The sequence below is a fragment of the Streptacidiphilus sp. P02-A3a genome (assembly GCF_014084105.1).
In the GTDB taxonomy this organism is placed as follows: Bacteria; Actinomycetota; Actinomycetes; order Streptomycetales; family Streptomycetaceae; genus Streptacidiphilus.
Genome location: NZ_CP048289.1, coordinates 8,334,336 through 8,358,385 on the forward strand (window position 1 = coordinate 8,334,336; position 24,050 = coordinate 8,358,385).

The window sequence follows — 24,050 nt, forward strand, 5'->3', positions numbered from 1 at the left end:
GAAGCCTCAGATCAGCTCGGTGACGGTGCCGCCGGCGGCGGCGATCTTCTCGGCGGCGGAAGCGGAGACGGCGTCAACCGAAACCTGCAGCGCCACGGTGAGCTCACCGGTACCCAGCACCTTGACGAGCGAGTTCTTGCGAACCGCGCCCTTGGCGACCAGGCCCTCGACGGTGACCTCGCCACCCTCGGGGTAGAGGGTGTTGAGCTTGTCCAGGTTCACGACCTGGAACTCCACGCGGAACGGGTTCTTGAAGCCCTTGAGCTTCGGCAGGCGCATGTGAAGGGGCATCTGGCCACCCTCGAAACGCGCCGGAACCTGGTACCGCGCCTTGGTGCCCTTGGTACCACGACCAGCGGTCTTACCCTTGGATGCCTCACCACGACCGACACGGGTCTTGGCGGTCTTGGCACCCGGGGCGGGCCGCAGGTTGTGGATCTTCAGCGGGTTCTGCTCCGCCATTTCAGTCCACCTCCTCGACCGTGACGAGGTGGCGGACGGTCTGGGCCATCCCGCGGATCTCGGGACGGTCCTCCTTCACGACCACGTCGTGCATGCGCTTGAGACCAAGCGAACGCAGGGTGTCACGGTGGTTCTGCTTGCTGCCGATGTACGACTTGGTCTGCGTGATCTTCAGGCGAGCCATTACGCAGCCCCCTGCCCGGCAGCACGCGCACGCAGCAGGGCTGCGGGAGCGACGTCCTCAAGCGGCAGTCCGCGACGGGCGGCGATCTCCTCGGGGCGCGAGAGGCCCTTCAGAGCGGCGACCGTGGCGTGCACGACGTTGATCGCGTTGTCGGAGCCCATGGACTTCGACAGGATGTCGTGGACGCCCGCGCACTCCAGCACGGCACGCACGGGACCACCGGCGATAACACCGGTACCCGGCGAGGCCGGCTTGAGCAGGACGACGCCCGCGGCCTTCTCACCCGTGATCGGGTGGGGGATGGTGCCCTGGATGCGGGGAACCTTGAAGAAGTTCTTCTTGGCTTCCTCGACACCCTTGGCAATGGCCGCGGGAACTTCCTTGGCCTTGCCGTAACCGACACCTACGGTGCCGTCACCGTCGCCCACCACGACCAGCGCGGTGAAGCTGAAGCGACGACCACCCTTGACAACCTTGGCGACACGGTTGATCGCGACAACACGTTCGACGTACGCGGTCTTCTCGACGACGGGGGCACCGTCACGACCATCCCGCTTACGGTCACGCCGCTCGCCACCGCCGGTGCCGCCGCCGGCGCCGCTACCGCGGCGCTGGGGTCCAGCCATTGGATTTACCTCTCTCGTTTACGTCCGCCAGCTTGGGCGAGCGGGTCAGAAGTCGAGCCCGGCTTCACGGGCGGCGTCCGCCAGGGCGGCGATGCGCCCGGCGTACTGGTTGCCCGCGCGGTCGAAGACGACCGCTTCGATACCGGCAGCCTTGGCGCGCTCAGCGACCAGGGCCCCGACCTTCTTGGCCTGCTCGGTCTTGTCTCCGTCGACGCCCTTGATGGACACGTCGAGGGTGGACGCCGAAGCCAGCGTGTGGCCCGCGAGGTCGTCGATCACCTGCGCCACGATGTGGCGGTTGGACCGAGACACGACCAGGCGCGGACGCACCGGCGTACCGGAGACGCGCTTGCGGACGCGGATGGCGCGGCGCTTGCGGGCGGCGGCCTTGTAACCGTTGCCCTTGCCGATCTTCACACCGACACTCATGGGTTACTTACCACTCTTTCCGACCTTGCGGCGGATGACCTCGCCGGCGTACTTGACACCCTTGGCCTTGTACGGGTCGGGCTTGCGCAGCTTGCGAATCTTCGCAGCCACCTCGCCAACCTGCTGCTTGTCGATGCCGTCCACGTGGAACTTGGTGGGCGACTCGACCACGAAGGCGATGCCTTCGGGGGCCTCGATGACGATCGGGTGGCTGTAGCCGAGCGCGAACTCCATGGAGGAGCCCTTCGCTGCGACTCGGTAGCCGACGCCGCTGATCTCAAGCGACTTGCGGTAGCCCGCGGTCACGCCGGTGATCATGTTCGCCACCAGCGTGCGGGTCAGGCCGTGCAGGGCCTTCGACATACGCTCGTCGTTGGGGCGGGTGACGAGCAGAGTGCCGTCCTCACCCTTGGCGATGTCGATCGGCGCGGCAACGGTGTGGTGAAGGAGACCCTTGGGGCCCTTCACCGAGACCGTGCGGCCATCGATGGTGACGTCCACGCCGGCGGGAACCGGGATGGGCAGCCGTCCAATGCGAGACATTGCTGTACCTCCGTTTCCCTTAGTTACCAGACGTAGGCGAGGACTTCCCCACCCACGCCCTTCTTGGCTGCCTGCTGTCCGGTGAGCAGACCTGCGGACGTGGAGATGATCGCCACGCCCAGGCCGCCGAGCACCTTCGGCATGCTGGTGGACTTGGTGTAGACCCGCAGACCCGGCTTGGAGATCCGCTTGATGCCCGCGATCGAGCGCTCACGGTTGGGGCCGAACTTGAGGTCGATGGTCAGGCGCTTGCCGACCTCGCCCTCCTTGGGCTCCTCAACCTTCCATCCCGAGATGTAGCCCTCCTGCTGGAGGATCTCGGCGATGTGGGTCTTGATCTTGCTGTGGGGCATCACGACAGCGTCGTGGTAGGCCGAGTTCGCGTTCCGCAGACGAGTCAACATGTCTGCGATCGGGTCGGTCATGGTCATGATGGCCTGTGGCCTCTCTCACCGCGGTTTCCCGAAGCGCGCAGCCCGGGGTTGAACCAGAGCGGGCGCGGCGCGGGGACCTACGGCGTAGTTAATCAGGCACTACGTAAGACGAATCAAGGGCGCGGGGCCCCGACCCCACTACCTTACGGGACGTCCTACGGACTTCCCAAAACGGCGGTGGGGCCGGCGGCCCTGCGGACCCGGAGGGGGCACCTCGGAGCTGCTGGGACTACCAGGAGCTCTTGGTGACACCCGGCAGCTCGCCGCGGTGGGCCATCTCACGAAGGCACACGCGGCACAGGCCGAACTTGCGGTACACGGAGTGCGGACGGCCGCAGCGCTGGCAGCGGGTGTAACCCCGGACGCCGAACTTCGGCTTGCGCTCCGCCTTCGCGATGAGGGACTTCTTAGCCATGTGCTCAGTTCTCCTTGAACGGGAAGCCAAGGGCACGCAGCAGCGCCCGGCCCTCGTCGTCGGTCTGGGCAGTGGTGACCACGGTGATGTCCATGCCGCGCGTGCGGTCGACCTTGTCCTGGTCGATCTCGTGGAACATGACCTGCTCGGTCAGACCGAAGGTGTAGTTGCCCTTGCCGTCGAACTGCTTCGGCGACAGACCGCGGAAGTCACGGATACGCGGCAGCGCCAGCGACACCAGACGGTCCAGGAACTCCCACATGCGGTCGCCACGCAGGGTGACGTGGGTACCGATGGGCTGGCCCTCACGCAGCTTGAACTGCGCGATGGACTTGCGGGCCTTGGTCACGGTCGGCTTCTGACCGGTGATCGCGGTGAGGTCCTTGACCGCACCGTCGATCAGCTTGGAGTCGCGGGCGGCGTCGCCCACACCCATGTTGACCACGACCTTGACCAGGCCGGGGATCAGCATGACGTTCTCGTAGGAGAACTGCTCCTGCAGCTGACCCTTGATCTCGGAGCGGTAGCGCTCCTTGAGACGGGGGGTCACCTTCTCAACAGAGGTGTCGGTCATCAGATGTCCTCACCGGTTCGCTTGGCAACGCGGATCTTGTTGCCCTCGTCATCGAAGCGGTAACCGACGCGGGTGACGACCTTCTTGCCGTCCTTCTCCACGACGAGCTGAACGTTGCTCACGTGGATCGGGGCCTCAGTGGTCACGATGCCGCCGGTCTGGGCACCACGGGCGGTCTGGCCGACCTTGGTGTGCTTCTTGACCCGGTTGACACCCTCGACCAGGACGCGGTTCTCAGTCGGGATGGCCTGGATGACCTTCCCCTGCTTGCCCTTGTCCTTGCCGGTGATGACCTGGACCAGGTCACCCTTCTTGATCTTCATGCTGTTCGCCATGGGTTAGAGCACCTCCGGCGCAAGCGAGATGATCTTCATGAACTTCTTGTCACGCAGCTCGCGGCCCACCGGGCCGAAGATGCGGGTTCCGCGCGGGTCACCATCGGTGTTCTTGAGGATGACGGCGGCGTTCTCGTCGAAACGGATGTAGGAACCGTCCGGACGACGGCGCTCCTTCACGGTGCGGACGATGACGGCCTTGACCACATCGCCCTTCTTCACGTTGCCACCGGGGATCGCGTCCTTGACGGTGGCGACGATGACGTCACCGATACCCGCGTAGCGTCGGCCGGAGCCACCGAGAACACGGATGCAAAGGATCTCCTTCGCACCAGTGTTGTCGGCGACACGCAGTCGCGACTCCTGCTGGATCACAGCTTTCTCCTGATCGTCAACGATCGGGACCGGGCCGGCCCGCTGCTCACCTGAGCGTTCCGAGGAACCTCAGGCACATACGAGCCGCGCCCAATCGCGTTCGTTACTACTTGGCCTTCTCAAGGATCTCGACGACGCGCCAGCGCTTCGTCGCGGACAGCGGCCGGGTCTCCATGAGGAGGACACGGTCGCCGACGCCCGCGGCGTTGGCCTCGTCGTGCGCCTTCAGCTTGTTCGTACGGCGGATGACCTTGCCGTACAGCGCGTGCTTGACGCGGTCCTCGACGGCGACGACGACGGTCTTGTCCATCTTGTCGCTGACGACCAGACCCTCACGGGTCTTGCGGAAGCCGCGTGCCTCTTCGTTCGTGTTCTCAGTCATCAGGCGTTCTCCACCGTCTCGATGCCCAGCTCGCGCTCGCGCATCAGGGTGTAGATCCGCGCGATCTGCTTCTTCACGAGCGGAAGCCGTCCGTGGTTGTCGAGCTGCCCGGTCGCCGCCTGGAAGCGGAGGTTGAACAGCTCCTCCTTGGCCTCACGGAGCTTCGCGACGAGTGCCTCGCCATCGAGCTCACGAAGCTCTGCAGCCTTGGTGGTGGCCGACATCAGCTCTCACCTGCCTCGCGCCGGACGATCCGGCACTTCATCGGAAGCTTGTGCGCGGCGCGGGTGAGCGCCTCGCGCGCAATCTTCTCGTTCGGGTACGACAACTCGAACATCACGCGTCCGGGGTGCACGTTGGCAATCCACCACTCCGGCGAGCCCTTACCGGAACCCATGCGGGTCTCGGCCGGCTTCTTGGTGAGGGGACGGTCCGGGTAGATGTTGATCCAGACCTTGCCACCGCGCTTGATGTGACGGGTGATGGAGATACGAGCGGACTCGATCTGCCGGTTCGTCACATACGCCGGGGAGACGGCCTGCAGGCCGTACTCGCCGAACGCCAGCTCGGTACCGCCCTTAGCCATGCCACGCCGCTTGGGGTGGTGCTGCTTGCGGTGCTTGACCCTGCGAGGGATCAGCATGGGGTCAGGCCTCCGTTCCAGTGTCGTTCGAGGGAGCAGCCTCGACCGCGGCCTCGGTCACCGCGGCCGGAGCCTCGGTGCCGGGACGACGGCCACGGCCACCGCGCTCGCCACCGGCGGGGCGCTCGCCACCGCGACGGGGGCGCTCGCCCGGGCCACCCGCGCGGGGCGGACGGTTGCCGGCCTTGGCGGCGGCGTTGTCGGCACGGACCTCGGCGATGTTCTTGACGTCGCCCTTGTAGATCCAGACCTTCACGCCGATGCGGCCGAAGGTGGTCTTGGCCTCGAAGAAGCCGTAGTCCACGTTGGCGCGCAGGGTGTGCAGGGGCACGCGGCCCTCGCGGTAGAACTCCGAGCGGGACATCTCAGCGCCGCCGAGACGACCGGAGCACTGGATCTTGATGCCCTTGGCGCCGGACTTCATCGTGCCCTGCATGCTCTTACGCATGGCGCGACGGAAGGAGACGCGGGAGGACAGCTGCTCCGCGACGCCCTGAGCCACGAGCTGGGCGTCCAGCTCGGGGTTCTTGACCTCAAGGATGTTCAGCTGGACCTGCTTGCCGGTCAGCTTCTCAAGGTCGCCGCGGATGCGGTCGGCCTCGGTGCCGCGACGGCCGATGACGATGCCGGGACGAGCGGTGTGGATGTCCACCCGCACGCGGTCACGGGTGCGCTCGATCTCAACCTTCGAGATGCCGGCGCGCTCCATGCCGGACGTCATCATCCGACGGATGGCGACGTCTTCCTTGACGTAGTCCTTGTACAGCTTGTCGGCGTACCAGCGGGACTTGAAGTCCGTGGTGATGCCGAGGCGGAACCCGTGCGGGTTTACCTTCTGGCCCATTACCGGGTCCCTTCCTTCGACGCGAGAACCACGGTGATGTGGCTCGTCCGCTTACGGATCCGGTACGCGCGGCCCTGGGCCCGCGGACGGAAACGCTTCAGGGTCGGGCCCTCGTCGACGTACGCCTCGGAGACGTACAGCGAGTCCACGTTGTTGTGGTTGTAGTTGTGCTTGGCGTTGGCAATGGCGCTGTCGAGCACCTTGCCGACCGGCACGCTTGCGGCCTGCGGAGCGAAACGCAGGACCGCCTGGGCCTCCGTGGCGTTCATGCCACGGATGAGGTCCACCACGCGGCGGGCCTTCATGGGCGTTACACGGATGTACCGTGCCGCTGCCCTGGCTTCCATGGTTGTCCCCTTGTTGGTGTCTGTCATGGTCTTCGCTTTCCGCAGATCAGCGACGACGCGACTTGCGGTCGTCCTTCTCGTGGCCGCGGAAGGTGCGGGTCGGCGCGAACTCGCCGAGCTTGTGGCCGACCATCGACTCGGTGACGAACACCGGGACGTGCTTGCGGCCGTCGTGCACCGCGAGGGTGTGACCCAGCATCGCCGGCACGATCATGGAGCGACGGGACCAGGTCTTGATGACGTTCTGGGTACCGGCTTCGTTCTGGACATCCACCTTCTTCATGAGGTGGTCGTCGACGAAGGGCCCCTTCTTGAGACTGCGCGGCATCGAGACTGCTCCTAGCGCTTCTTGTTCGTCTTGCGGCGGCGGACGATGTACTTGTTGGACGCCTTCTTCGGCGAACGAGTACGACCCTCCTTCTGACCCCACGGCGAAACCGGGTGGCGACCACCGGAGGTCTTACCCTCACCACCACCGTGCGGGTGGTCGATCGGGTTCATGGCCACACCACGCACGGTCGGGCGAACGCCCTTCCAGCGCATACGGCCGGCCTTGCCCCAGTTGATGTTCGACTGCTCGGCGTTGCCGACCTCGCCGATGGTGGCGCGGCAGCGGGCGTCGACCAGGCGGACCTCGCCCGAGGGCATGCGGAGGTGGGCGTAGACGCCCTCCTTCGCGAGCAGCTGCACGGAGGAACCCGCGGAACGGGCGATCTTCGCGCCGCCGCCGGGCCGCAGCTCGATGGCGTGGATGACCGTACCGACCGGGATGTTGCGCAGCGGCAGGTTGTTGCCCGGCTTGATGTCGGCCGCGGGGCCGTTCTCAACCCGGTCGCCCTGGCCGAGCTTGGCGGGGGCGATGATGTAGCGCTTCTCGCCGTCTGCGTAGTGCAGCAGCGCGATGCGTGCGGTGCGGTTCGGGTCGTACTCGATGTGAGCGACCTTGGCCGGAACGCCGTCCTTGTCGTGACGACGGAAGTCGATGACGCGGTACGCGCGCTTGTGGCCGCCACCCTGGTGGCGAACAGTCACACGACCGGTGTTGTTACGACCGCCCTTGCTGTGCAGGGGGCGGACCAGCGACTTCTCCGGCTCGGACCGCGTGATCTCGACGAAGTCGGCAACGCTGGAGCCACGACGGCCCGGCGTTGTCGGCTTGTACTTGCGGATGCCCATGGCTTCTTCTGTCCTCGTCCGTTTCGGTTGTCCGACTGCGCCGTCAGGCGGTGGCCGGAGCCCCGAAGATGTCGATGGGCTTGCTGCCCTCTGCCAGCGTCACGATGGCGCGCTTGGTGTCCTTGCGCTTGCCGAAACCGTTCTTGGACCGCTTGCGCTTGCCCTGACGGTTGATCGTGTTGACGTTGGCGACCTTGACCGCGAAGACCGCCTCGACGGCCTGCTTGATCTGGGTCTTGTTGGAGCCCGGCGCCACGATGAACGTGTACTTGCCCTCGTCGAGGAGCGCGTAGCTCTTCTCCGAGATGACCGGCTTGACCAGGACGTCACGGGGGTCCGTGAACGTCTTGCTGGTGATCGTTGCGTCGCTCATCAGGCGTCGCTCCCTTCGAGCTCGCTCGAAGAGGCAACGGCCTTCGCGGAGGCGGCGGGGCCGCTCACGAAGCGCTCGAAGGCGGCCTGGGTGAAGACCACATCGTCGGAGACGAGCACGTCGTAGGTGTTCAGCTGACCGGCGTCCAGGATGTGCACCTCGGGCAGGTTGCGGGCGCTCTTGATCGCCAGCTCGTCGTCGCGCTCGACCACGAGGAGGACGTTCTTGCGCTCGCTGATCTTGCCGATCAGGGTGCGGGCAGCCTTGGTGGACGGCGCCTCGCCCGCGGTCACGCCGGTGACGACGTGGATGCGGGAGTTGCGGGCCCGGTCGGAGAGGGCGCCACGCAGAGCGGCGGCCTTCATCTTCTTGGGGGTGCGCTGCGAGTAGTCGCGCGGCACGGGGCCGTGCACGACGCCACCGCCGGCGAACTGCGGAGCGCGGGTCGAGCCCTGACGGGCGCGGCCGGTGCCCTTCTGGCGGTACGGCTTGCGGCCACCGCCGCGGACCTCGGCGCGGGTCTTCGTCTTGTGCGTGCCCTGGCGGGCCGCGGCCAGCTGGGCGACGACGACCTGGTGGATCAGCGGGATGCTGACCTTGGCGTCGAAGATCTCGGCCGGCAGCTCGACGGTGCCGACGGTCTCACCCGCAGGGGAGAGAACGTTGATGGTGCTCATTGCTTCAGACCCCCTTCGCCGCGGTGCGGACCAGGATGAGGCCGCCGTTCGGACCGGGGACAGCGCCCTTGATGAGCAGCAGGCCCTTCTCCGCGTCAACGGCGTGAACGGTCAGGTTCTGGGTGGTCACGCGCTCGTGGCCCATGCGACCAGCCATGCGCATGCCCTTGAAGACGCGACCCGGGGTGGCGCAGCCACCGATCGAGCCGGGCGAGCGGTGCTTGCGCTGCACGCCGTGTCCGGCGCCGAGACCGTGGAAGTTGTGGCGCTTCATGACACCCGCGAAGCCCTTGCCCTTGCTGGTACCGGTCACGTCGACCTTGATACCGGCCTCGAACACCTCAGCGGTGATCTCCTGGCCCAGGGTGTACTCGCCGGCGTCGCTGGTGCGCAGCTCGACGAGGTGGCGACGGGGGGTGACGCCGGCCTTGGCGAAGTGACCCGCGAGGGGCTTGTTCACCTTGCGCGGGTCGATCTCGCCGAAGCCGATCTGCACGGCGTCGTAGCCGGTGCCGTCGGCGGTGTGGACCTGGGTCACGACATTCGGCCCGGCCTTGACGACGGTCACCGGCACGATCCGGTTGTTCTCGTCCCAGACCTGGGTCATGCCGAGCTTCTCGCCCAGGATGCCCTTCATCTGCTTAGCCATCTTCGTTCAGCCCCTTCAGAGCTTGATCTCGATGTCGACGCCGGCCGGGAGGTCGAGTCGCATCAGAGAGTCAACGGTCTTGGGGGTCGGGTCGAGGATGTCGATCAGACGCTTGTGCGTGCGCATCTCGAAGTGCTCGCGCGAGTCCTTGTACTTGTGCGGCGAGCGGATGACGCAGTACACGTTCTTCTCAGTGGGCAGCGGCACCGGGCCCGCGACCTGCGCACCAGTACGCGTCACCGTCTCGACGATCTTCTTCGCCGAGGAGTCGATGACCTCGTGGTCGTAGGCCTTGAGCCGGATGCGGATCTTCTGTCCCGCCATGGCTTCTCAGTAGTCCTTCTGTGTGGTCTTGCTGCTTCTGCGGCTGGGTCCTCCGGGTGGAGGCCCCAGTGGCGTTCCTTCGACCCACGCGGTCGGGCGTGTCGCGCTGCCCGCCATAAGAAAGCCTTGGTCGAACTCTCGGGCCCCGGTGGCGCGACCGTGAGGTCCACGCCGGGGCGAAACGCCGGATCGAGCGCCTGCTTGCACTTCCCGGAAGATTCCCGTACGTCCGCGCCGCAGCTGCCGCGCTTCGTCAGGATCAACTAGGCAACGGCCGTACACGGGCACGACGAGTACTGTGGGACTTGCTTCCGGTCCCCTGCTGAGCCACCGGACCGGGAAAGGTCGGAGCGAAGCGGGGACGCACAGCATCGGCACTCAACCGAGCAACTTGGCTAGTGTGCCATAGCGGACAGAGTGCGCGCCAATTGGGCCGTTGAGCGTACCCAGGTCATCCTTCTTGTCAAACCAGTGTGGCTTCAGACCGAACAGGTACCGATATGCCTTCTCTGCGTGCCGGCTGGGCAACGCTGCTCCCGCTGTTGCTGCTGCCGCCGCTCGCGACCCTGTCCGGGCTGGACCTCGTGGTCCCGTTCGCGCTGTGGATAACCGCCGCCGGGGTGCTCCGCACCGGCTCCTCGCTGTTCGACCGGCTGCTGCTCTCCGGCCTGTTCCTGGCCGGTGCCACCACCGGGATCGGGCTGCTGCTCTCGCTCTGGCCCTGGGGCCTGGACCCGCTGCCGGTGGGCGAGCTGGGCTTCGCGCTGCTGATCGCGGCGGCGGCGGTGACCGGGCGCCGCTTCTCACTGCCCTGGCGCTTCCCCTCCCGGGACGCGGTGCTCGCCGCCGGGAGCCTGGGCATCGTGCTGGTCTACCTCTGGCCGCTGCTGGGCAGCGGCGCCGCGCAGCGGCTGTCCTCCTACATCACCGCCGAGGACCTGGCGCGGCACTTCGGCCTGTTCGACTCCATCCGCACCCTCGGCGGCTACGCCTTCCTGCACAGCGCGCAGAACCAGCCGGTGCTACAGGCCGGGATGTCCGCGTACCCGCAGGGCAGCCACTTCGTGCTGGCGGTGGTGGACCGCTTCCTGCACCCGGGGACGTCCACCACGGTCACCGAGCTGCCGCACTTCATCGAGCTGACCACGCTGGTCTGCGCGGCCTTCACGATCACCGTCTGCTGGGCCGCCTGCCGGGTGGCCGGGCCCCGGCTCGGCGCGGCGGCGGCGCTGCCGCTGGTGCTCGCGGTCGGCGGCTACCTGGTCGCGTCCGAGGGCACCTCGATGCTGCAGGACGGCTTCGTCAGCGAGCTCTTCGGGCTCGCGCTGTTCGCCGCGCTGCTGGCGGTGGCGATCCGCCCGGTCGACCGGCCCAGGGAGCAACTGCTGCTGATGGCCGTGCTGGTGGTGGGCATCGGCTTCGGCTACTACCTGTGGCTTCCGGCGGCCGGGGCGGTGGCACTGGCCTCGCTGCTGGTGCACCGGCCCCGGGTGGCCGAGCGGCGGCAGTCGCTGGTGCTCGGCTGCGCCATGGCCGCCACCGGGATACTGGCGCTGGTACCGGTCGCGGCCAACTGGACCGTGGTCAACTCGGCCTCCGCGCTGAACACCGCGGGCGGGATCACCCCGGTCAACCGGCACCTGCTGTGGCCGCTGGTGGCCGCGGCGGCGCTGGTGACGCTGCTGGCGCTGGTGCGCGGCGAGCGGACGGCCCGGGTGACCGCCGCGGTGCTGCTCGTGGCCGGTGGCGTGGCGGGCCTGGTGATGCTGTACCAGCTGCACTCGCTCGGCCACAGTTCTTACTATTTTGAGAAGATGCTGCACCAGTTGGTGGTCGCCGCCCTGGTGTCGCTGGGCTCGGTCGGCGTGCTGCTGCCCGCCGGTGACCGGGCGACCCGGTCGCTCCGGGCGCAGACCGGACTGGTCTCGCTGGCCGCCTCGGTACTGGTGGTGGTCACCCTCGGCTACAACGCCCAGAGCGACCACGCCGCCTCCACCAGCGCCGGCAGCAAGCTCCAGAACTACCTGCGCGGCTCCACCTGGGAGGTCCCTGTGGCCCGGCTGGTACTGGCGAAAGCGCAGGTCGTCGGCTTCGGCGAGCAGTCGGCGCCGACGCTGGTAATGGCTGAATCGCTGCAAGCGAACTACCAGGGGAACTACTACGCCACGCTCTGGCTCAACGTGCTCGACCGCACCTCGGGTCGCGCCGCCCAGCTGTCCAGCTGGGCCTTTGTCCCGGTGCAGCGGGTCCAGGGAATCCCGCACACGCTGGCCGGCCAGCTGGAGACGCTGAGCGGGCCCCTGCAGGTGCTCAGTGATAATCATACGGTTCGTCAGACCGTGCTTACCTTCCAGCGAAATCATCCGGATAGCGCCATTACGGTCGAACAACCGTAGGCATGTCGCGTCTGATATCGCTCACGCGTGGGATAAGGTGACGCAGCTGCGCTGGGGGCGACGCTGCCGTGCGGCATGCAGCGGGACGTGTTCCCGACACTGAGATTCCCAGGGACCCCCATGTGAGCAGCATCACTCTTACCCACCCGGCGGGCGGCGGAACGCGCGCCCGGGGACTGCTGCTCGGCGGGATCCGGCGCACCTGGGCGCTGACCGCCGCCGAGGCCGCCGTCGCCTTCGGCTCCTGCCTGCTGCTGCCGCTGCTGGTGTGGCACCTCAACGTCGACCCGATGAACCGGCTCGGGGCGGTCAGCGGGCTCGCCGCGATCCAGCTGCGCTTCGCGCTGCTGTGCCTGGTGCTGGTGGCGGTGCTGGTGTTCACCCGCACCTTCCGGGGCGGCCGCTGGTTCCCGCTGGCCACCCGGCTGAGCTGCGCCGCGCTGGCCGGTCTGGCCAGCGGCTTCGTGGCCGCGGGGGCCGTGGTCTCGCTGCTGGGCACGCCCTGGCCGATGTTCGGCCTGAACGGCGACAGCGGCCGGATCGTCGAGTGGGCGACCACGATCATGCACGGGCACCCGAACCCGGAGCCGATCTACCCGCCGCTGCCGCTCTACAGCCTGGCGGCGTTCGCCAAGGTGTTCCACGGCGGCAACGCCGGCTACGCCTTCAAGGACCTGGAGATCCTCGGCGCCGCGATCACCGGACCGCTGGCGTACCTGTGCTGGCGGATGCTCTACAGCCCGGTCTGGGCCACGGTCATCGGCATCGTGCCGATGATGGCGCTGATCGACTCGTACAAGCCGTACAGCGCGACCGTGCTGATCCTGCTGCTGCCGGTGCTGGCCGCGTTCCTGCGGGCGTTCCGCCGGTCCGAGCGCCAGGACTGGCGGCCGCTGCTGCTCACCGGGGCCTGGCTGGGGGTGCTGCTGGGGCTGCTGCTGCTCACCTACTCGGGCTGGTTCGTCTGGAGCGCCGCGGGCACCTTCGTGGCCGTGGCGCTGCTCTTCCCCTGGCGCTCGGCCGTGCCCGGCGGGCGCCAGAAGGCCCTGGCCTTCCTCGGCACCACCACCGCCGCCTTCATGGTGGTGGCCGGCTGGTACGTGTTCGACCTGCTGGCGGCCTCGGGCACGGCCGACCGGGACTACGGCTTCGACGCCTACACCGATCCGGCGTTCTTCTCGCTGTGGCGGACGGACATGCCGGGCCAGGTCGGCCAGTGGCCGCCGCCCGGGGAGATCGGCGGGGTCAGCGTCTTCACCACGCTGCTGTTCGTCGCCCTGGCGGTCGCGCTCTGGCTGGGGCTGCGCCGCTCGGTGGTGCTGGCCACGGTCGCCCTCATGGGCAGCGCCTGGCTGATGCGCATGTACTTCGCCTCGCGGATGTACAGCACCGGTGACGTGCAGCTGTGGATCCGCACCGACAATCAGTTGCTCTACTGCGGACTGATATTTGTCACGCTTTCGCTCTGGCTGGCGGTCAAACGCGCGGGAAAGTACCTGCCCGGTCGAGGTCCGGCGGTGATCGGTGTGTTCTGTGCACTGATCTTCCTTGTCGGCTCGATGGGCTCGTCCCAGTCTGATAGGTACATGCCGCAGAAGACCAACACCTACCAGATTCTTCCCTGGGTTTCGCAGACCGTTCGCATGACCAATGGAAAATGTCCCAAGTATGCGCCGGGCGGAAAGTGCTCGAAGAACGGCGACCAGTCGTGGGTGAACATGATCTATCACCGACCGGCCAACTGAGCAGACGAGGTCTTCTAGTTCCATGCCACCGATACTCCAGACTGTCGGACCCATGGTCACCGCGAACAGGCGGAGGATCTGGCTGGCAGGGTTCGCTCTCTTCCTGACGCTGATGGGCGCGTGGTCCTTCGCCACGCCGCTCACCGCCGCACCGGACGAACCGGCGCACATCCTGCGAGCCGCCTCCGTCGTACGCGGCGAGTTCAACGGCCCGGACGTGGTCCAGTTCGTCAAGGTCGAACACTTCCTGTCCAAGCAGGTCGTCACCGGTATCACGCTGCCGGCGAGCTATGCCTCGCTGAACACCATGTACCGCTGCTACGCCTTCAACCCGGCCACTCCGGCCGGGTGCGCCCGCGCGGTCCACGGCGGCGAGCAGGTCGTCGCGATGACCACCGCGGCGGGCCGCTACAACCCGGTGTACTACCTCGCCGTCGGCTGGCCCTCGCTGCTGCTGAAGCCCAGGGCCAGCGTCTACGCCATGCGGCTGATAACTGCTGGGCTCTGCGCCGCGCTGCTGGCCAGCGCACTGGCCCTGGCCAGCGAGTGGCGGCGGCGCGGGGTGGCCGTGCTCGGGGTGCTCGCGGCGGCGACGCCGATGGTGCTGTTCCTCGGCGGCGTGGTCAACCCTAACGCGGTCGAGGCCGCGGCCGGGATCCTCGCCTGGACGGCGGTGCTGTCGGTCTTCATGTCACCCGATCCGAGACTGCTGAACATGCGGCTGGCCGCCGCCGGGGTCGCCTCGGCCTCGTTGTTCTGCATCCGGCCGCTGGGGCTCGCCTGGGTCGCCGCCACCATCACCGTCGGCCTGCTGGTCAACGAACGGGGCACGCTCCGATCGATCGTCCAGCGCCGGGCCTTCTGGCTGTGGACGGCCGTCTCCGGGGTCGCCTTCATCGCGGGCGAGGTGTGGAACATGACCCACCCCGACCACTCCTCGCTCAACCGGGCGCTCACCCCGTACACGGTCGCGGCCTGGACCTTCCACGCCTCCGGCAAGTACATCGACCAGATGGTCGGCAACTTCGGCTGGCTGGACACCCCCTCGCCGGAGGCCACGATGCTGCTCTGGATCGGCGCCATCGTCGCGCTGGCGCTGGTGGCACTGACCTGCTCCCGCCGCCGCGAGGCCCTGCCGATCGTGATGATCATCGTGGGGATCCTGGTCATCCCGATCGTCGGCAGCACCCTCGACTACGAGTTGGGGCCGATCTGGCAGGGCCGCTACCTGCTGGCCTTCGCCGCCGGACTGCCGATCCTCAGCGCCTTCGTCATCGCCAGGCGCGACCCGCTCAAGCCGATGGCGCGCGGGCGGCTGGTCGGCATCACCATGCTGGTGCTGTCGATCGCCGACCTGGCGGCGTTCTACTGGGCGCTGCACCGCTACGTGGTCGGCCTGAACGGCTCGCTGATCCCCCGGCACGCGCACTGGCAGCCGCCGGGCACCTGGGCGCTGTGGGTCGCGGTCTACGTGCTGGCCCTGCTCGCCGAGTTCGGACTGGTCCACGCGCTCCAGCGGCGGGACCAGGAGGCGGACGCCGACCAGCCCTGGCCCGCGGGCCTGACCGCCACCGGGGCGATGCCCCGCACCGTGGGGATACCGCAGGCCTAGAGAAGTACCGCGGGTCCTGCGGTGGTACCGCAGGACCCGCGGGAAGAGGAAGAAGAACAGCGGGCAGCGGCGCCGCCGTCGGACGGGTTCTCAGGAACCGTCGGCGGCGGCGCTCTTCGTGGTGCCGGTGGGGCGCAGCGCGTGGCCGGCCAGCGTGCGCACGCCGCCCCACTGGGCGCGCTTGAGGGCGCCCGGGAGCATGGTCAGCGCGTGCAGCCGGGAGGCGCTGTGGATCCGCGCCGCGCGCGCCGCGCGCGGCCAGCCCTGGGCGTCCATCCGGTCGGCCACCTCGGCGAAGTAGCGCTCGGCCTCGGCGAAGCGGGTGCCCGAGAAGGCCTGCACCGAGGACTCGCTGACCGCGTGCCGCCGGTAGCGGAAGGCGGGTTCGGTGTCGATCACCATCTCCTCGCCGCGCTGTAGCAGGTCGATGACCAGGGCCAGGTCCTGGATGACCGAGAGCCCGTCGCGGAAGTTCACCGCCTTGATGGCGGCCGAGTCCCAGCAGATCGAAGGGAAGTAGAGCCAGTTGCCGCGCAGCAGGCTGGCGGCCAGGGCCTCGCCGCCCATCCGGCGGCTGCCCTTCACCTCGGGGGCGTACAGGCGGCTCTTCACGTCGTCCACCAGGCCGCCGGTGACCTCGCCCTGCCCGTCGATGACCTCGACGCCGGGCTGCACCATGCCGACCCCCGGGTGCTCCTTGAGCACCCGGCGGACGGTCTCCAGGTAGCCGGGCAGCAGCAGGTCGTCGCAGCCCATGATGACCGCGCGCTCCAGCTCCAGCAGCTCGACGCACTTCTGGAAGTTGCGGGTGATGCCCAGGTTCCGCGGGTTGCGCTGGTACCGCACCCGCTCGTCGCCGAGCTCGGCGAACCACTCCGGCACCCCGGGCTCGCGGCCGTCGTCGATGACGGTCAGCCGCCAGTCCGGGTCGGTCTGCGCGAGCACGCTGCGGACAGCGTCCTGCATCAGACCGACGTCTCCGTAGTACGGCATCATGATGTCGAAGGTCGCCATGACAGTGAGCACGCCTCGGGTCGAGTGGTCCGGCAGGAGTCGGGACGTCAGGGAGTCGGGACGTCAGGGAGTCGGGACGTCAGGGAGTCGGGACGTCAGGGAGTCGAGGAGACGTGGGCGGAGGCGCCCAGTCGCTCCCGGTTGAGCAGCTCCGCGTCCCGCAGCGCCACCGTCCGGGCCAGGTCGGTGACCTTCTTCTCCAGCGAGCGGAACCGCATGTAGGTGTTCAGCGCGAAGAAGGACACCGCGACCACCAGCAGGTACAGCACCAGGTCGGTGCCGCGGCCGACGCCGAGCTGGTGGGCCACCCAGGTCACGTCGCCGGGGCGGAGCACCGCGAAGACGTTGGCGACCACGAACACGAAGAACGCGATGCGCTTCCAGGCACGGGTGTGCGCGGCGTCCCAGCGGCGGATGAACAGGACCAGCATCATCCCCGCGCCGAGGAGCAGGATCAACTGGATCAGCAGGGTGCCCTTCATCGGCCGCCACGCTCCCTCAGTGAGATGTCGAAGAGGATGTTGACGCCGTTGAGGAGCGACTGCCCCTTGGCCCGGGAGTACTCGGTGTACAGGATGTCGACCGGGATCTCGGCGACCCGCAGGTCGGACCGGGCCAGGATGCCCACGATCTCGGAGGCGTGCGCCATGCCGTTCATGGTGATCCTCAACCGCGAGGCGGCCTTGCGGTTGAGCCCGCGCAGGCCGTTGTGCGAGTCGGTGAGCTTCAGCCGACGGGCGGTCGGGCTGATGGTGGCGGCGGTGCGCAGCACGATCCGCTTGAGCAGCGGCACCTGGTCGCTCTGCTCGATGAAGCGGGAGCCGAGGACCACGTCGGCGACGTCCTCGCGGAGCAGCGCGACCAGCTTCTCGGCGTCGTCGGTCTGGTGCTGGCCGTCGGCGTCGAAGGTGACGAAGTACTCGGCACCGGGCTGCGCGAGCGCGTAGGACAGGCCGGTCTGCAGGGCCGCGCCCTGGCCCAGGTTGACCGGGTGCCGGACCAGGTGGGCGCCGGTGCCGAGAATCCGCTCCGCGGAGTTGTCGGAACTGCCGTCGTTTACGCAGACGATGTTCGGGAAGACCTTGAGAGCCTGCTCGACAACGTCGGCGATGACCTGTTCCTCGTTGTAGACGGGGATCACCAGCCAGGTGTCGTGGTAATCGTTCACTGCGTCTCCGAGGTGGGAACGGGCGGCATCAGACATTTTCCAACGCAGACGCCGCAGCGGCGCCGTTGGTTGCGGGACCGGATGATCTCTTGGTGACACCCTGGACCAGGGTGAGGAGCATGACTGCCGCGGTCACCAGCGATCCGAACGCATACGCTACCTCAACCCGGGTGGTAACCAGGCCTGGCACGAGCGTGACGGCCACCAGTGCGGCCGTCCCCAGGAGCCAGGCGAGCATCTGCCAACGATGCCTTCCAAGGGCCATCAGCGCCTGCCCGAGCACCATGGCCAGCATGTAGCACATGGTCCCGGCCGAGAACCAGAAGAAGTCCATGGAGCCGAGGACGTTCGGCGCACCCAGGAAGGTATGAATAAGCCATGAACCGATGAACACGGCCGGAATGGCACCCGCCAGACCCAGTCCGACGATCACCGCGCAGGTCTGCACCAGCATTTTTCGAAAGCCCGCGCGGTCGCCGGTGGTGGCCGTGGTGGACAGCCCGGTCATCAGCGTGGGCTGTAGCGAGCCGAAGACGAACAGCGGGATCCGGCACAGCACCCCGGCGCTCAGCAGCGCGAAGGTGACCCGGGTATCGGTGTGCACCAGCGCGGTGGTGATCACCGCCGCGTTGACCACGACCTGCGCCAGCACCGAGGCGGTGATCATCATGGTCATGTTCTGGAACAGCTCGTTCCAGGGCATCAGCGGGCCCGGGCGGCAGCCGCGCAGCGTCGCCGGGAGCGTGCAGAGCATGGCGAACAGCGGGGCCGCCGCGAGCACCAGGCCGTACGCCACCGCCGAGTGGCTGCCCGCCAGGAACAGGCCGCCGGCCAGCACGATCCGCAGCCCGCCGTCCAGCGCGAGCGAGATGCCGTACGAGTTGAACAGGCCGAGCCCGGCCAGGATGCCCCGGGTCAGGTAGACCAGCGCCATCCCGACCAGCGAGCCCGCGAAGGCCCAGACCAGGGTGCGGTCGCCGCCGAAGAAGGTGTTCGCCAGCGGGCCCGCGCCCAGCGCCAGCGCGCCGCCGATCAGCACCAGCAGCCCGAGGGTGAGCAGCGCGGCCCGGCGCAGCACCGGGGCCACCCCCTCGCCGCGCACCGCGCGGGCCGCCACCACTCGGGTGAGCTCCTGCTCGATCGGGAAGAACAGCCCCAGGCTGACCGTCATCACCAGCGACCACAGCTCGGACACGGCCGCGCGCGGGCTGCTGGCCAGCGCGTGGCCGGCGATCGAGATCTGGATGTACGAGGCCGCGCCGAGGACCATCGTCCCGCCGATGACCAGGTGGGTCCCGGCGGGGATCACGCGCAGCAGCTTCGCCAGCGGGTTGCTCATCCGGGACCCGGGGATCCGGTGAGGGCCGCGAAGCCGGGCCGCCGCAGCGCCTCGGCCAGGCTGTCCCGCCAGTGCGGCAGCGGCTTGAGCCCGGCCTCGACCCAGCGGTCGTGGCCCAGCACGCTGTACGCGGGCCGCTTGGCGGCCTGGACGAAGGCGGCCGAGGTGGTCGGCCGGACCCGCTCCGGGTCGAGCCCGCTGAGCTCGAACACCGTCCGGGCCAGCTCGAACCAGGTGGTCTCGCCGGAGGCCGTGCCGTGGTAGATCCCGGCCGGGGCGCCGCCCTCGACCGCGGCCTGGCCGAGGTCGCGCAGCTGCCGCGCCAGGTCGTGCGACCAGGTGGGCTGGCCGCGCTGGTCGTCGACCACATCCAGGGTGTCGCGCTGGGCCGACAGCTTCAGCATGGTGGCCACGAAGTTGCGGCCGTGCTCGCCGTACAGCCAGGCGGTGCGGACGATGTAGCCGTGCTCCGGCAGCAGCTCGGCGACGGCCCGCTCGCCCAGCAGCTTGCTGCGGCCGTAGGCGCTGACCGGGCCGGTGGGCGCCGACTCCTGGTACGGGCTGTCGCCGTCCCCGGCGAACACGTAGTCCGTGGAGACCTGCAACAGCCGGGCGCCGGTCCCGGCGCAGGCGGCGGCGAGGTTGCGGGCACCGGCGCCGTTGACGGCGGCGGCGGCCTCCTCGGCGGTCTCGGCGGCGTCGACGTTGGTCCAGGCGGCGGCGTTGACGACGACCTGGTGCCCGGCCACGGCGGCGCGCACGGCCGCCGGGTCGGTGATGTCGAGCTCGGCCCGGGTGAGCCCCTCGGCGCGTACCCCGGACGTCCCGGCCAGGACGTCCAGCAGGTCCTGGCCGAGCTGGCCGCCGGCGCCGACGACCAGCCAGCTGGTCGGCTGCTGCGTGTCGCTCACTGGCCCAGCGCCGCCTTCTGCTTCAGCGGCTCCCACCAGGCGCGGTTGTCGCGGTACCAGGCGATGGTGGCGGCCAGGCCCTCCTCGAAGGAGACCTTCGGGGCGTAGCCCAGCTCCTCGCTGATCTTGCTGATGTCCAGGGAGTAGCGCAGGTCGTGGCCCTTGCGGTCCTCGACCGGGACCACCATGTCCCAGTCCGCCCCGGCAGCGGCCAGCAGCAGGCCGGTCAGCTCGCGGTTGGTGATCTCGGTGCCGCCGCCGATGTTGTAGACCTCACCGGCCCGGCCCTTGAGCAGCGCCAGCTCGATGCCGCGGCAGTGGTCGGAGACGTGCAGCCAGTCCCGGATGTTGCCGCCGGTGCCGTACAGCGGCACCTTGTGGCCGTCCAGCAGGTTGGTGGTGAACAGCGGGATGACCTTCTCCGGGAACTGGTAGTGCCCGTAGTTGTTGGAGCAGCGGGTCACCACCACGTCCATGCCGTGGGTGCGGTGGTAGGCCAGCGCCAGCAGGTCGGAACCGGCCTTGGAGGCCGAGTACGGCGAGTTCGGCTGCAACGGCCAGGTCTCGGTCCAGGAGCCCTCGCTGATCGAGCCGTAGACCTCGTCCGTGGAGACGTGGACGAAGCGCCCGACGCCGTGCTTGCGGGCCGAGTCGAGCAGCACCTGCGTCCCCAGGACGTTGGTGGTGACGAACGGTCCGGCGCCCGCGATGGAGCGGTCGACGTGGGACTCGGCGGCGAAGTGCACCACGGCGTCGTGGCCGGGCATCACCTGGTCGACCACGTCGGCGTCGCAGATGTCGCCCCGCACGAAGCGGTAGCCGGGGTGGGCCGCGACCGGGGCGAGGTTGGCCTCGACCCCGGAGTAGGTGAGCTTGTCCAGAACGGTGATCGAGGTGTCCGGAGCACCGTCGGCACCACCGAGCAGTGAGCGGACGAACTCGGAGCCAATGAAACCGGCGCCGCCGGTGACGAGGATTCGCATAGTAGACCGAAGTCTACGCAGAGACGGCCCGCCTCCGAGCAGGGGACAGCCCCCACCCGGGCGATGCCGGGACCCGCCGGAAGAACAGCCGGAAGAACAGCCGGAAGAACAGCCGGGAGAACCGGCCGGGAGAAAGCGACCCTTGCCGCGCCGATACAGTGGCCGTATGCGAGGCATTCTTCTGGCAGGTGGCACCGGTTCACGGTTGTGGCCGCTCACCCGCGCCATCTCCAAGCAACTCATGCCGGTGTTCGACAAGCCGATGGTCTACTACCCGCTCACCACGCTGATGATGGCGGGGATCCAGGAGATCCTCATCATCACCACCCCACAGGACCAGGAGCAGTTCCAGCGCCTGCTCGGCGACGGCTCGCAGTTCGGGCTCCGCCTGGAGTACGTGGTCCAGGAGCGCCCCGAGGGCCTGGCCCAGGCGTTCACCCTGGGCGCGGAGTTCATCGGCGAGGAGTCGGTGGCGCTGGTCCTCGGCGACAACATCTTCCACGGCAGCGGCCTCGGCACCCGGCTCAGCCAGCACGAGGCCCTGGTCGGCGGCCGGGTGTTCGCGTACCCGGTGGCGGACCCGAGCGCCTACGGCGTGGTCGAGTTCGACGCGGACGGCAACGCCCTCTCGCTGGAGGAGAAGCCGGAGCACCCCAAGTCCCGCTACGCCGTGCCCGGCCTGTACTTCTACGACAACCGGGTGGTCGAGATCGCCGCCGGGCTGAAGCCGAGCGCGCGCGGCGAGCTGGAGATCACCGCGGTCAACGAGCAGTACCTGCGTGACGGCCAGTTGCAGGTCACCGTGCTCGATCGGGGAACGGCCTGGCTGGACACCGGAACCTTCGCCTCGCTGATGAAGGCGTCCGAGTACGTCCGGGTCATCGAGGAGCGCCAGGGCTACAAGATCGGCTGCGTCGAGGAGGTGGCCTGGCGGATGGGGTACATCGACGACGACCGGCTGCGGGAGCTCGCCGAGCCCCTGTGCAAGAGCGGCTACGGCGACTACCTGCTGGAACTCCTGAAGGAGAACGTTCGATGAAGATCCGCCCGCTGAGCATCGAGGGCGCCTGGGAGATCACCACCAAGCAGCACGGTGACCCGCGCGGGATGTTCATGGAGTGGTACCGGTTCGACCACCTCGCCGAGGCGGTCGGCCACCCGCTGAACCTGGCGCAGGGGAACCTGTCGGTGTCCGCGGCCGGGGTGGTCCGCGGCATCCACTTCGCCGACGTCCCCCCGGGCCAGGCCAAGTACGTGACCTGTGTCCGCGGCGCGGTGCTCGACGTGGTGGTGGACCTGCGGGTGGGCTCCCCCACCTTCGGCCGCTGGGAGGGCGTCCGGCTGGACGAGACCGACCGGGCGGCGGTCTACCTCTCCGAGGGCCTGGGGCACGGCTTCTGCGCGCTCAGCGACGACGCGACGCTGACCTACCTCTGCTCGGCGACGTACAACCCGACCGGTGAGCACGGCATCCACCCGCTCGACCCGGACCTGGCCATCGACTGGCCGGCCACCGCGCCGCAGCTGTCCGCCAAGGACGAGGCCGCGCCCACCCTGGCCGAGGCGCTCTCCTCCGGGCTGCTGCCCGACTACCAGCAGACCCTGGCCTTCACCGCGTCGCTGCGCGAGCGCGGCTGACCGCGCCGGCGCGCACCCGCAAACGGCTGCCGCGACGCCCTCGGGGGCGTTGCGGCAGCCGTTTCCGTTGCCGCCCGGATCTGCCGCGCCCCCCAACCGCCGGTGGACGCCCCCGTGCCGACCCCGGGGACGCCAGTGGGGCCCCGCCCCGCCGGAAGGCGGAACGGGGCCCCACTGGGCACTGCGGTACGACAGGTCAGACCCGGAGACTACTTGAGGATCTTGGTGACCTGGCCGGCGCCGACGGTCCGGCCACCCTCACGGATGGCGAACTTGAGGCCCTCCTCCATGGCGATCGGCTGGATCAGCACGACGGTCATGGCGGTGTTGTCGCCGGGCATGACCATCTCGGTGCCCTCGGGGAGGGTCACGACGCCGGTCACGTCCGTGGTGCGGAAGTAGAACTGCGGGCGGTAGTTGTTGAAGAAGGGGGTGTGACGGCCACCCTCGTCCTTCGACAGGATGTACGCCTGCGCCTCGAAGTCGGTGTGCGGGGTGACCGTACCCGGCTTGATGATGACCTGGCCGCGCTCGACGTCCTCGCGCTTGATGCCACGGAGGAGCAGACCGACGTTCTCGCCCGCCTGGCCCTCGTCCAGCAGCTTGCGGAACATCTCGATGCCGGTGACCGTGGTGGTCGTCTTGGTCTGCTTGATGCCGATGATGTCCACGGTCTCGTTGACCTTGAGGACACCGCGCTCGATACGGCCGGTGACGACGGTGCCACGACCGGTGATCGTGAAGACGTCCTCGATCGGCATGAGGAAGGGCTTCTCGACGTCACGGGCCGGGGTCGGGATGAACTCGTCCACCGCGGCCATCAGGCCGAGCAGCTTCTCGCCCCACTCCTTGTCGCCCTCAAGCGCCTTGAGCGCCGAGACGCGCACGACCGGGAGGTCGTCGCCCGGGAACTCGTACTCCGAGAGCAGCTCGCGGACCTCAAGCTCGACGAGCTCCAGGATCTCCTCGTCGTCCACCATGTCGGCCTTGTTCAGCGCGACGACGATGGAGGGCACGCCGACCTGGCGGGCCAGGAGCACGTGCTCCTTGGTCTGCGGCATCGGGCCGTCGGTGGCGGCCACGACCAGGATCGCGCCGTCCATCTGGGCGGCACCGGTGATCATGTTCTTGATGTAGTCCGCGTGACCCGGGCAGTCGACGTGGGCGTAGTGACGCGCCTCGGTCTGGTACTCGACGTGCGCGATGGAGATGGTGATACCGCGCTGACGCTCTTCCGGCGCCTTGTCGATCTGGTCGAAGGCCGAGGCCTCGTTCAGGGTCGGGTACGCGTCGTGCAGCACCTTGGTGATCGCCGCGGTAAGGGTCGTCTTACCGTGGTCGATGTGACCGATGGTGCCGATGTTGACGTGGGGCTTCGTCCGCTCGAACTTCGCCTTCGCCACTGGGTCCTCCTGAGGACTGGTTCTGTACGCCGTACGACGTCAGGTGGTC

The 24,050-nt window shown here is 68.4% G+C and carries 33 protein-coding genes; 5 read left to right on the forward strand and 28 right to left on the reverse strand.

Annotated elements, in window-relative coordinates:
* Window positions 1-6: 6 nt before the first annotated feature.
* The 21 genes from rplO to rpsJ form a co-directional block, all read right to left on the reverse strand.
* On the reverse strand, window positions 7-462 hold the full coding sequence (gene rplO / locus GXP74_RS35115) for a 50S ribosomal protein L15 (protein ID WP_182455273.1): 456 nt from the start codon (window positions 460-462) through the stop codon (window positions 7-9).
* Between the two features lies 1 nt (window position 463).
* Complete coding sequence (gene rpmD / locus GXP74_RS35120) at window positions 464-646, reverse strand: 50S ribosomal protein L30 (protein WP_030251557.1); 183 nt, start codon at window positions 644-646, stop codon at window positions 464-466.
* Window positions 646-1,272, reverse strand: a complete 627-nt coding sequence (rpsE, locus tag GXP74_RS35125) for a 30S ribosomal protein S5 (protein ID WP_182455274.1) — start codon at window positions 1,270-1,272, stop codon at window positions 646-648. Before rpsE ends, rpmD begins: the two co-directional genes overlap by 1 nt.
* A gap of 45 nt (window positions 1,273-1,317) precedes the next feature.
* A complete protein-coding gene (rplR, locus tag GXP74_RS35130) occupies window positions 1,318-1,701 on the reverse strand; it encodes a 50S ribosomal protein L18 (protein ID WP_182455275.1) in 384 nt (127 codons plus the stop codon).
* Between the two features lie 3 nt (window positions 1,702-1,704).
* Window positions 1,705-2,244 (reverse strand): 50S ribosomal protein L6, encoded by a 540-nt coding sequence (gene rplF, locus GXP74_RS35135; protein WP_182455276.1) that lies wholly within the window; start codon window positions 2,242-2,244, stop codon window positions 1,705-1,707.
* A 23-nt stretch (window positions 2,245-2,267) separates the two neighbouring features.
* A complete protein-coding gene (gene rpsH / locus GXP74_RS35140) occupies window positions 2,268-2,675 on the reverse strand; it encodes a 30S ribosomal protein S8 (protein ID WP_182455277.1) in 408 nt (135 codons plus the stop codon).
* Window positions 2,676-2,907: 232 nt separating this feature from the next.
* Window positions 2,908-3,093: a type Z 30S ribosomal protein S14 gene (locus GXP74_RS35145; RefSeq protein WP_030251570.1), complete on the reverse strand. Its 186-nt coding sequence runs from the start codon at window positions 3,091-3,093 to the stop codon at window positions 2,908-2,910.
* A gap of 4 nt (window positions 3,094-3,097) precedes the next feature.
* Entirely contained in the window at window positions 3,098-3,667 is a 570-nt protein-coding gene (gene rplE, locus GXP74_RS35150) for a 50S ribosomal protein L5 (RefSeq protein ID WP_182455278.1), read from the reverse strand.
* Complete coding sequence (gene rplX, locus GXP74_RS35155) at window positions 3,667-3,990, reverse strand: 50S ribosomal protein L24 (protein ID WP_030251573.1); 324 nt, start codon at window positions 3,988-3,990, stop codon at window positions 3,667-3,669. The genes rplE and rplX overlap by 1 nt, the downstream gene beginning before the upstream one ends.
* 15 nt (window positions 3,991-4,005) lie before the next feature.
* The gene (gene rplN, locus GXP74_RS35160) at window positions 4,006-4,377 is read right to left on the reverse strand and encodes a 50S ribosomal protein L14 (RefSeq protein ID WP_030251577.1); all 372 of its coding nucleotides are present in this window, start codon (window positions 4,375-4,377) and stop codon (window positions 4,006-4,008) included.
* A 106-nt stretch (window positions 4,378-4,483) separates the two neighbouring features.
* Window positions 4,484-4,759, reverse strand: coding sequence for a 30S ribosomal protein S17 (gene rpsQ / locus GXP74_RS35165; protein WP_182455279.1), 276 nt, complete (start codon window positions 4,757-4,759; stop codon window positions 4,484-4,486).
* On the reverse strand, window positions 4,759-4,983 hold the full coding sequence (gene rpmC, locus GXP74_RS35170; RefSeq protein ID WP_182455280.1) for a 50S ribosomal protein L29: 225 nt from the start codon (window positions 4,981-4,983) through the stop codon (window positions 4,759-4,761). The genes rpsQ and rpmC overlap by 1 nt, the downstream gene beginning before the upstream one ends.
* Entirely contained in the window at window positions 4,983-5,402 is a 420-nt protein-coding gene (gene rplP, locus GXP74_RS35175) for a 50S ribosomal protein L16 (protein ID WP_030251586.1), read from the reverse strand. The genes rpmC and rplP overlap by 1 nt, the downstream gene beginning before the upstream one ends.
* Before the next feature lie 4 nt (window positions 5,403-5,406).
* Window positions 5,407-6,246, reverse strand: a complete 840-nt coding sequence (rpsC, locus tag GXP74_RS35180; RefSeq protein WP_182455281.1) for a 30S ribosomal protein S3 — start codon at window positions 6,244-6,246, stop codon at window positions 5,407-5,409.
* Entirely contained in the window at window positions 6,246-6,593 is a 348-nt protein-coding gene (gene rplV, locus GXP74_RS35185; protein WP_182456856.1) for a 50S ribosomal protein L22, read from the reverse strand. Before rplV ends, rpsC begins: the two co-directional genes overlap by 1 nt.
* A 46-nt stretch (window positions 6,594-6,639) precedes the next feature.
* Window positions 6,640-6,921, reverse strand: a complete 282-nt coding sequence (gene rpsS / locus GXP74_RS35190) for a 30S ribosomal protein S19 (protein ID WP_034089814.1) — start codon at window positions 6,919-6,921, stop codon at window positions 6,640-6,642.
* 11 nt (window positions 6,922-6,932) lie between these two features.
* Window positions 6,933-7,769 (reverse strand): 50S ribosomal protein L2, encoded by an 837-nt coding sequence (gene rplB, locus GXP74_RS35195; RefSeq protein WP_182455282.1) that lies wholly within the window; start codon window positions 7,767-7,769, stop codon window positions 6,933-6,935.
* A gap of 43 nt (window positions 7,770-7,812) precedes the next feature.
* On the reverse strand, window positions 7,813-8,142 hold the full coding sequence (rplW, locus tag GXP74_RS35200; RefSeq protein WP_182455283.1) for a 50S ribosomal protein L23: 330 nt from the start codon (window positions 8,140-8,142) through the stop codon (window positions 7,813-7,815).
* Window positions 8,142-8,819: a 50S ribosomal protein L4 gene (gene rplD / locus GXP74_RS35205; protein WP_182455284.1), complete on the reverse strand. Its 678-nt coding sequence runs from the start codon at window positions 8,817-8,819 to the stop codon at window positions 8,142-8,144. The genes rplW and rplD overlap by 1 nt, the downstream gene beginning before the upstream one ends.
* Before the next feature lie 4 nt (window positions 8,820-8,823).
* Window positions 8,824-9,468, reverse strand: a complete 645-nt coding sequence (gene rplC / locus GXP74_RS35210; protein ID WP_182455285.1) for a 50S ribosomal protein L3 — start codon at window positions 9,466-9,468, stop codon at window positions 8,824-8,826.
* 15 nt (window positions 9,469-9,483) lie between these two features.
* Window positions 9,484-9,792, reverse strand: a complete 309-nt coding sequence (gene rpsJ / locus GXP74_RS35215) for a 30S ribosomal protein S10 (RefSeq protein WP_020549238.1) — start codon at window positions 9,790-9,792, stop codon at window positions 9,484-9,486.
* Between the two features lie 500 nt (window positions 9,793-10,292).
* Between rpsJ and GXP74_RS35220 the strand changes: the two genes are divergently transcribed.
* From GXP74_RS35220 to GXP74_RS35230, 3 genes are all read left to right on the forward strand, one after another.
* Window positions 10,293-12,188, forward strand: a complete 1,896-nt coding sequence (locus tag GXP74_RS35220) for a hypothetical protein (protein ID WP_182455286.1) — start codon at window positions 10,293-10,295, stop codon at window positions 12,186-12,188.
* A 122-nt stretch (window positions 12,189-12,310) separates the two neighbouring features.
* Entirely contained in the window at window positions 12,311-13,933 is a 1,623-nt protein-coding gene (locus tag GXP74_RS35225; RefSeq protein WP_182455287.1) for a hypothetical protein, read from the forward strand.
* A 52-nt stretch (window positions 13,934-13,985) separates the two neighbouring features.
* On the forward strand, window positions 13,986-15,545 hold the full coding sequence (locus GXP74_RS35230; protein WP_182455288.1) for a DUF2142 domain-containing protein: 1,560 nt from the start codon (window positions 13,986-13,988) through the stop codon (window positions 15,543-15,545).
* 90 nt (window positions 15,546-15,635) lie between these two features.
* Here the strand turns inward: GXP74_RS35230 and GXP74_RS35235 are convergent, their stop codons facing one another.
* The 6 genes from GXP74_RS35235 to rfbB all read right to left on the reverse strand — a co-directional run bounded on the left by GXP74_RS35235 (window position 15,636) and on the right by rfbB (window position 20,960).
* Window positions 15,636-16,559, reverse strand: a complete 924-nt coding sequence (locus GXP74_RS35235; protein WP_182455289.1) for a glycosyltransferase family 2 protein — start codon at window positions 16,557-16,559, stop codon at window positions 15,636-15,638.
* A gap of 95 nt (window positions 16,560-16,654) precedes the next feature.
* Window positions 16,655-17,041, reverse strand: a complete 387-nt coding sequence (locus GXP74_RS35240) for a DUF2304 domain-containing protein (protein WP_182455290.1) — start codon at window positions 17,039-17,041, stop codon at window positions 16,655-16,657.
* On the reverse strand, window positions 17,038-17,727 hold the full coding sequence (locus GXP74_RS35245) for a glycosyltransferase family 2 protein (protein WP_225448409.1): 690 nt from the start codon (window positions 17,725-17,727) through the stop codon (window positions 17,038-17,040). Before GXP74_RS35245 ends, GXP74_RS35240 begins: the two co-directional genes overlap by 4 nt.
* Window positions 17,728-17,755: 28 nt before the next feature.
* Window positions 17,756-19,066: a lipopolysaccharide biosynthesis protein gene (locus tag GXP74_RS35250; protein ID WP_182455292.1), complete on the reverse strand. Its 1,311-nt coding sequence runs from the start codon at window positions 19,064-19,066 to the stop codon at window positions 17,756-17,758.
* A complete protein-coding gene (gene rfbD / locus GXP74_RS35255) occupies window positions 19,063-19,977 on the reverse strand; it encodes a dTDP-4-dehydrorhamnose reductase (protein ID WP_182455293.1) in 915 nt (304 codons plus the stop codon). The genes GXP74_RS35250 and rfbD overlap by 4 nt, the downstream gene beginning before the upstream one ends.
* A complete protein-coding gene (rfbB, locus tag GXP74_RS35260; RefSeq protein WP_182455294.1) occupies window positions 19,974-20,960 on the reverse strand; it encodes a dTDP-glucose 4,6-dehydratase in 987 nt (328 codons plus the stop codon). The genes rfbD and rfbB overlap by 4 nt, the downstream gene beginning before the upstream one ends.
* A 166-nt stretch (window positions 20,961-21,126) precedes the next feature.
* On the opposite strand from rfbB, the gene rfbA reads away from it, so the two are divergent.
* Window positions 21,127-21,999, forward strand: a complete 873-nt coding sequence (rfbA, locus tag GXP74_RS35265) for a glucose-1-phosphate thymidylyltransferase RfbA (RefSeq protein WP_182455295.1) — start codon at window positions 21,127-21,129, stop codon at window positions 21,997-21,999.
* Window positions 21,996-22,598 carry a dTDP-4-dehydrorhamnose 3,5-epimerase gene (gene rfbC / locus GXP74_RS35270; RefSeq protein ID WP_182455296.1) on the forward strand — a complete coding sequence of 201 codons (603 nt, stop codon included), beginning with the start codon at window positions 21,996-21,998 and terminating at the stop codon, window positions 22,596-22,598. The genes rfbA and rfbC overlap by 4 nt, the downstream gene beginning before the upstream one ends.
* Before the next feature lie 209 nt (window positions 22,599-22,807).
* Here the strand turns inward: rfbC and tuf are convergent, their stop codons facing one another.
* Complete coding sequence (gene tuf, locus GXP74_RS35275; protein WP_182455297.1) at window positions 22,808-24,001, reverse strand: elongation factor Tu; 1,194 nt, start codon at window positions 23,999-24,001, stop codon at window positions 22,808-22,810.
* Between the last annotated feature and the right edge of the window lie 49 nt (window positions 24,002-24,050).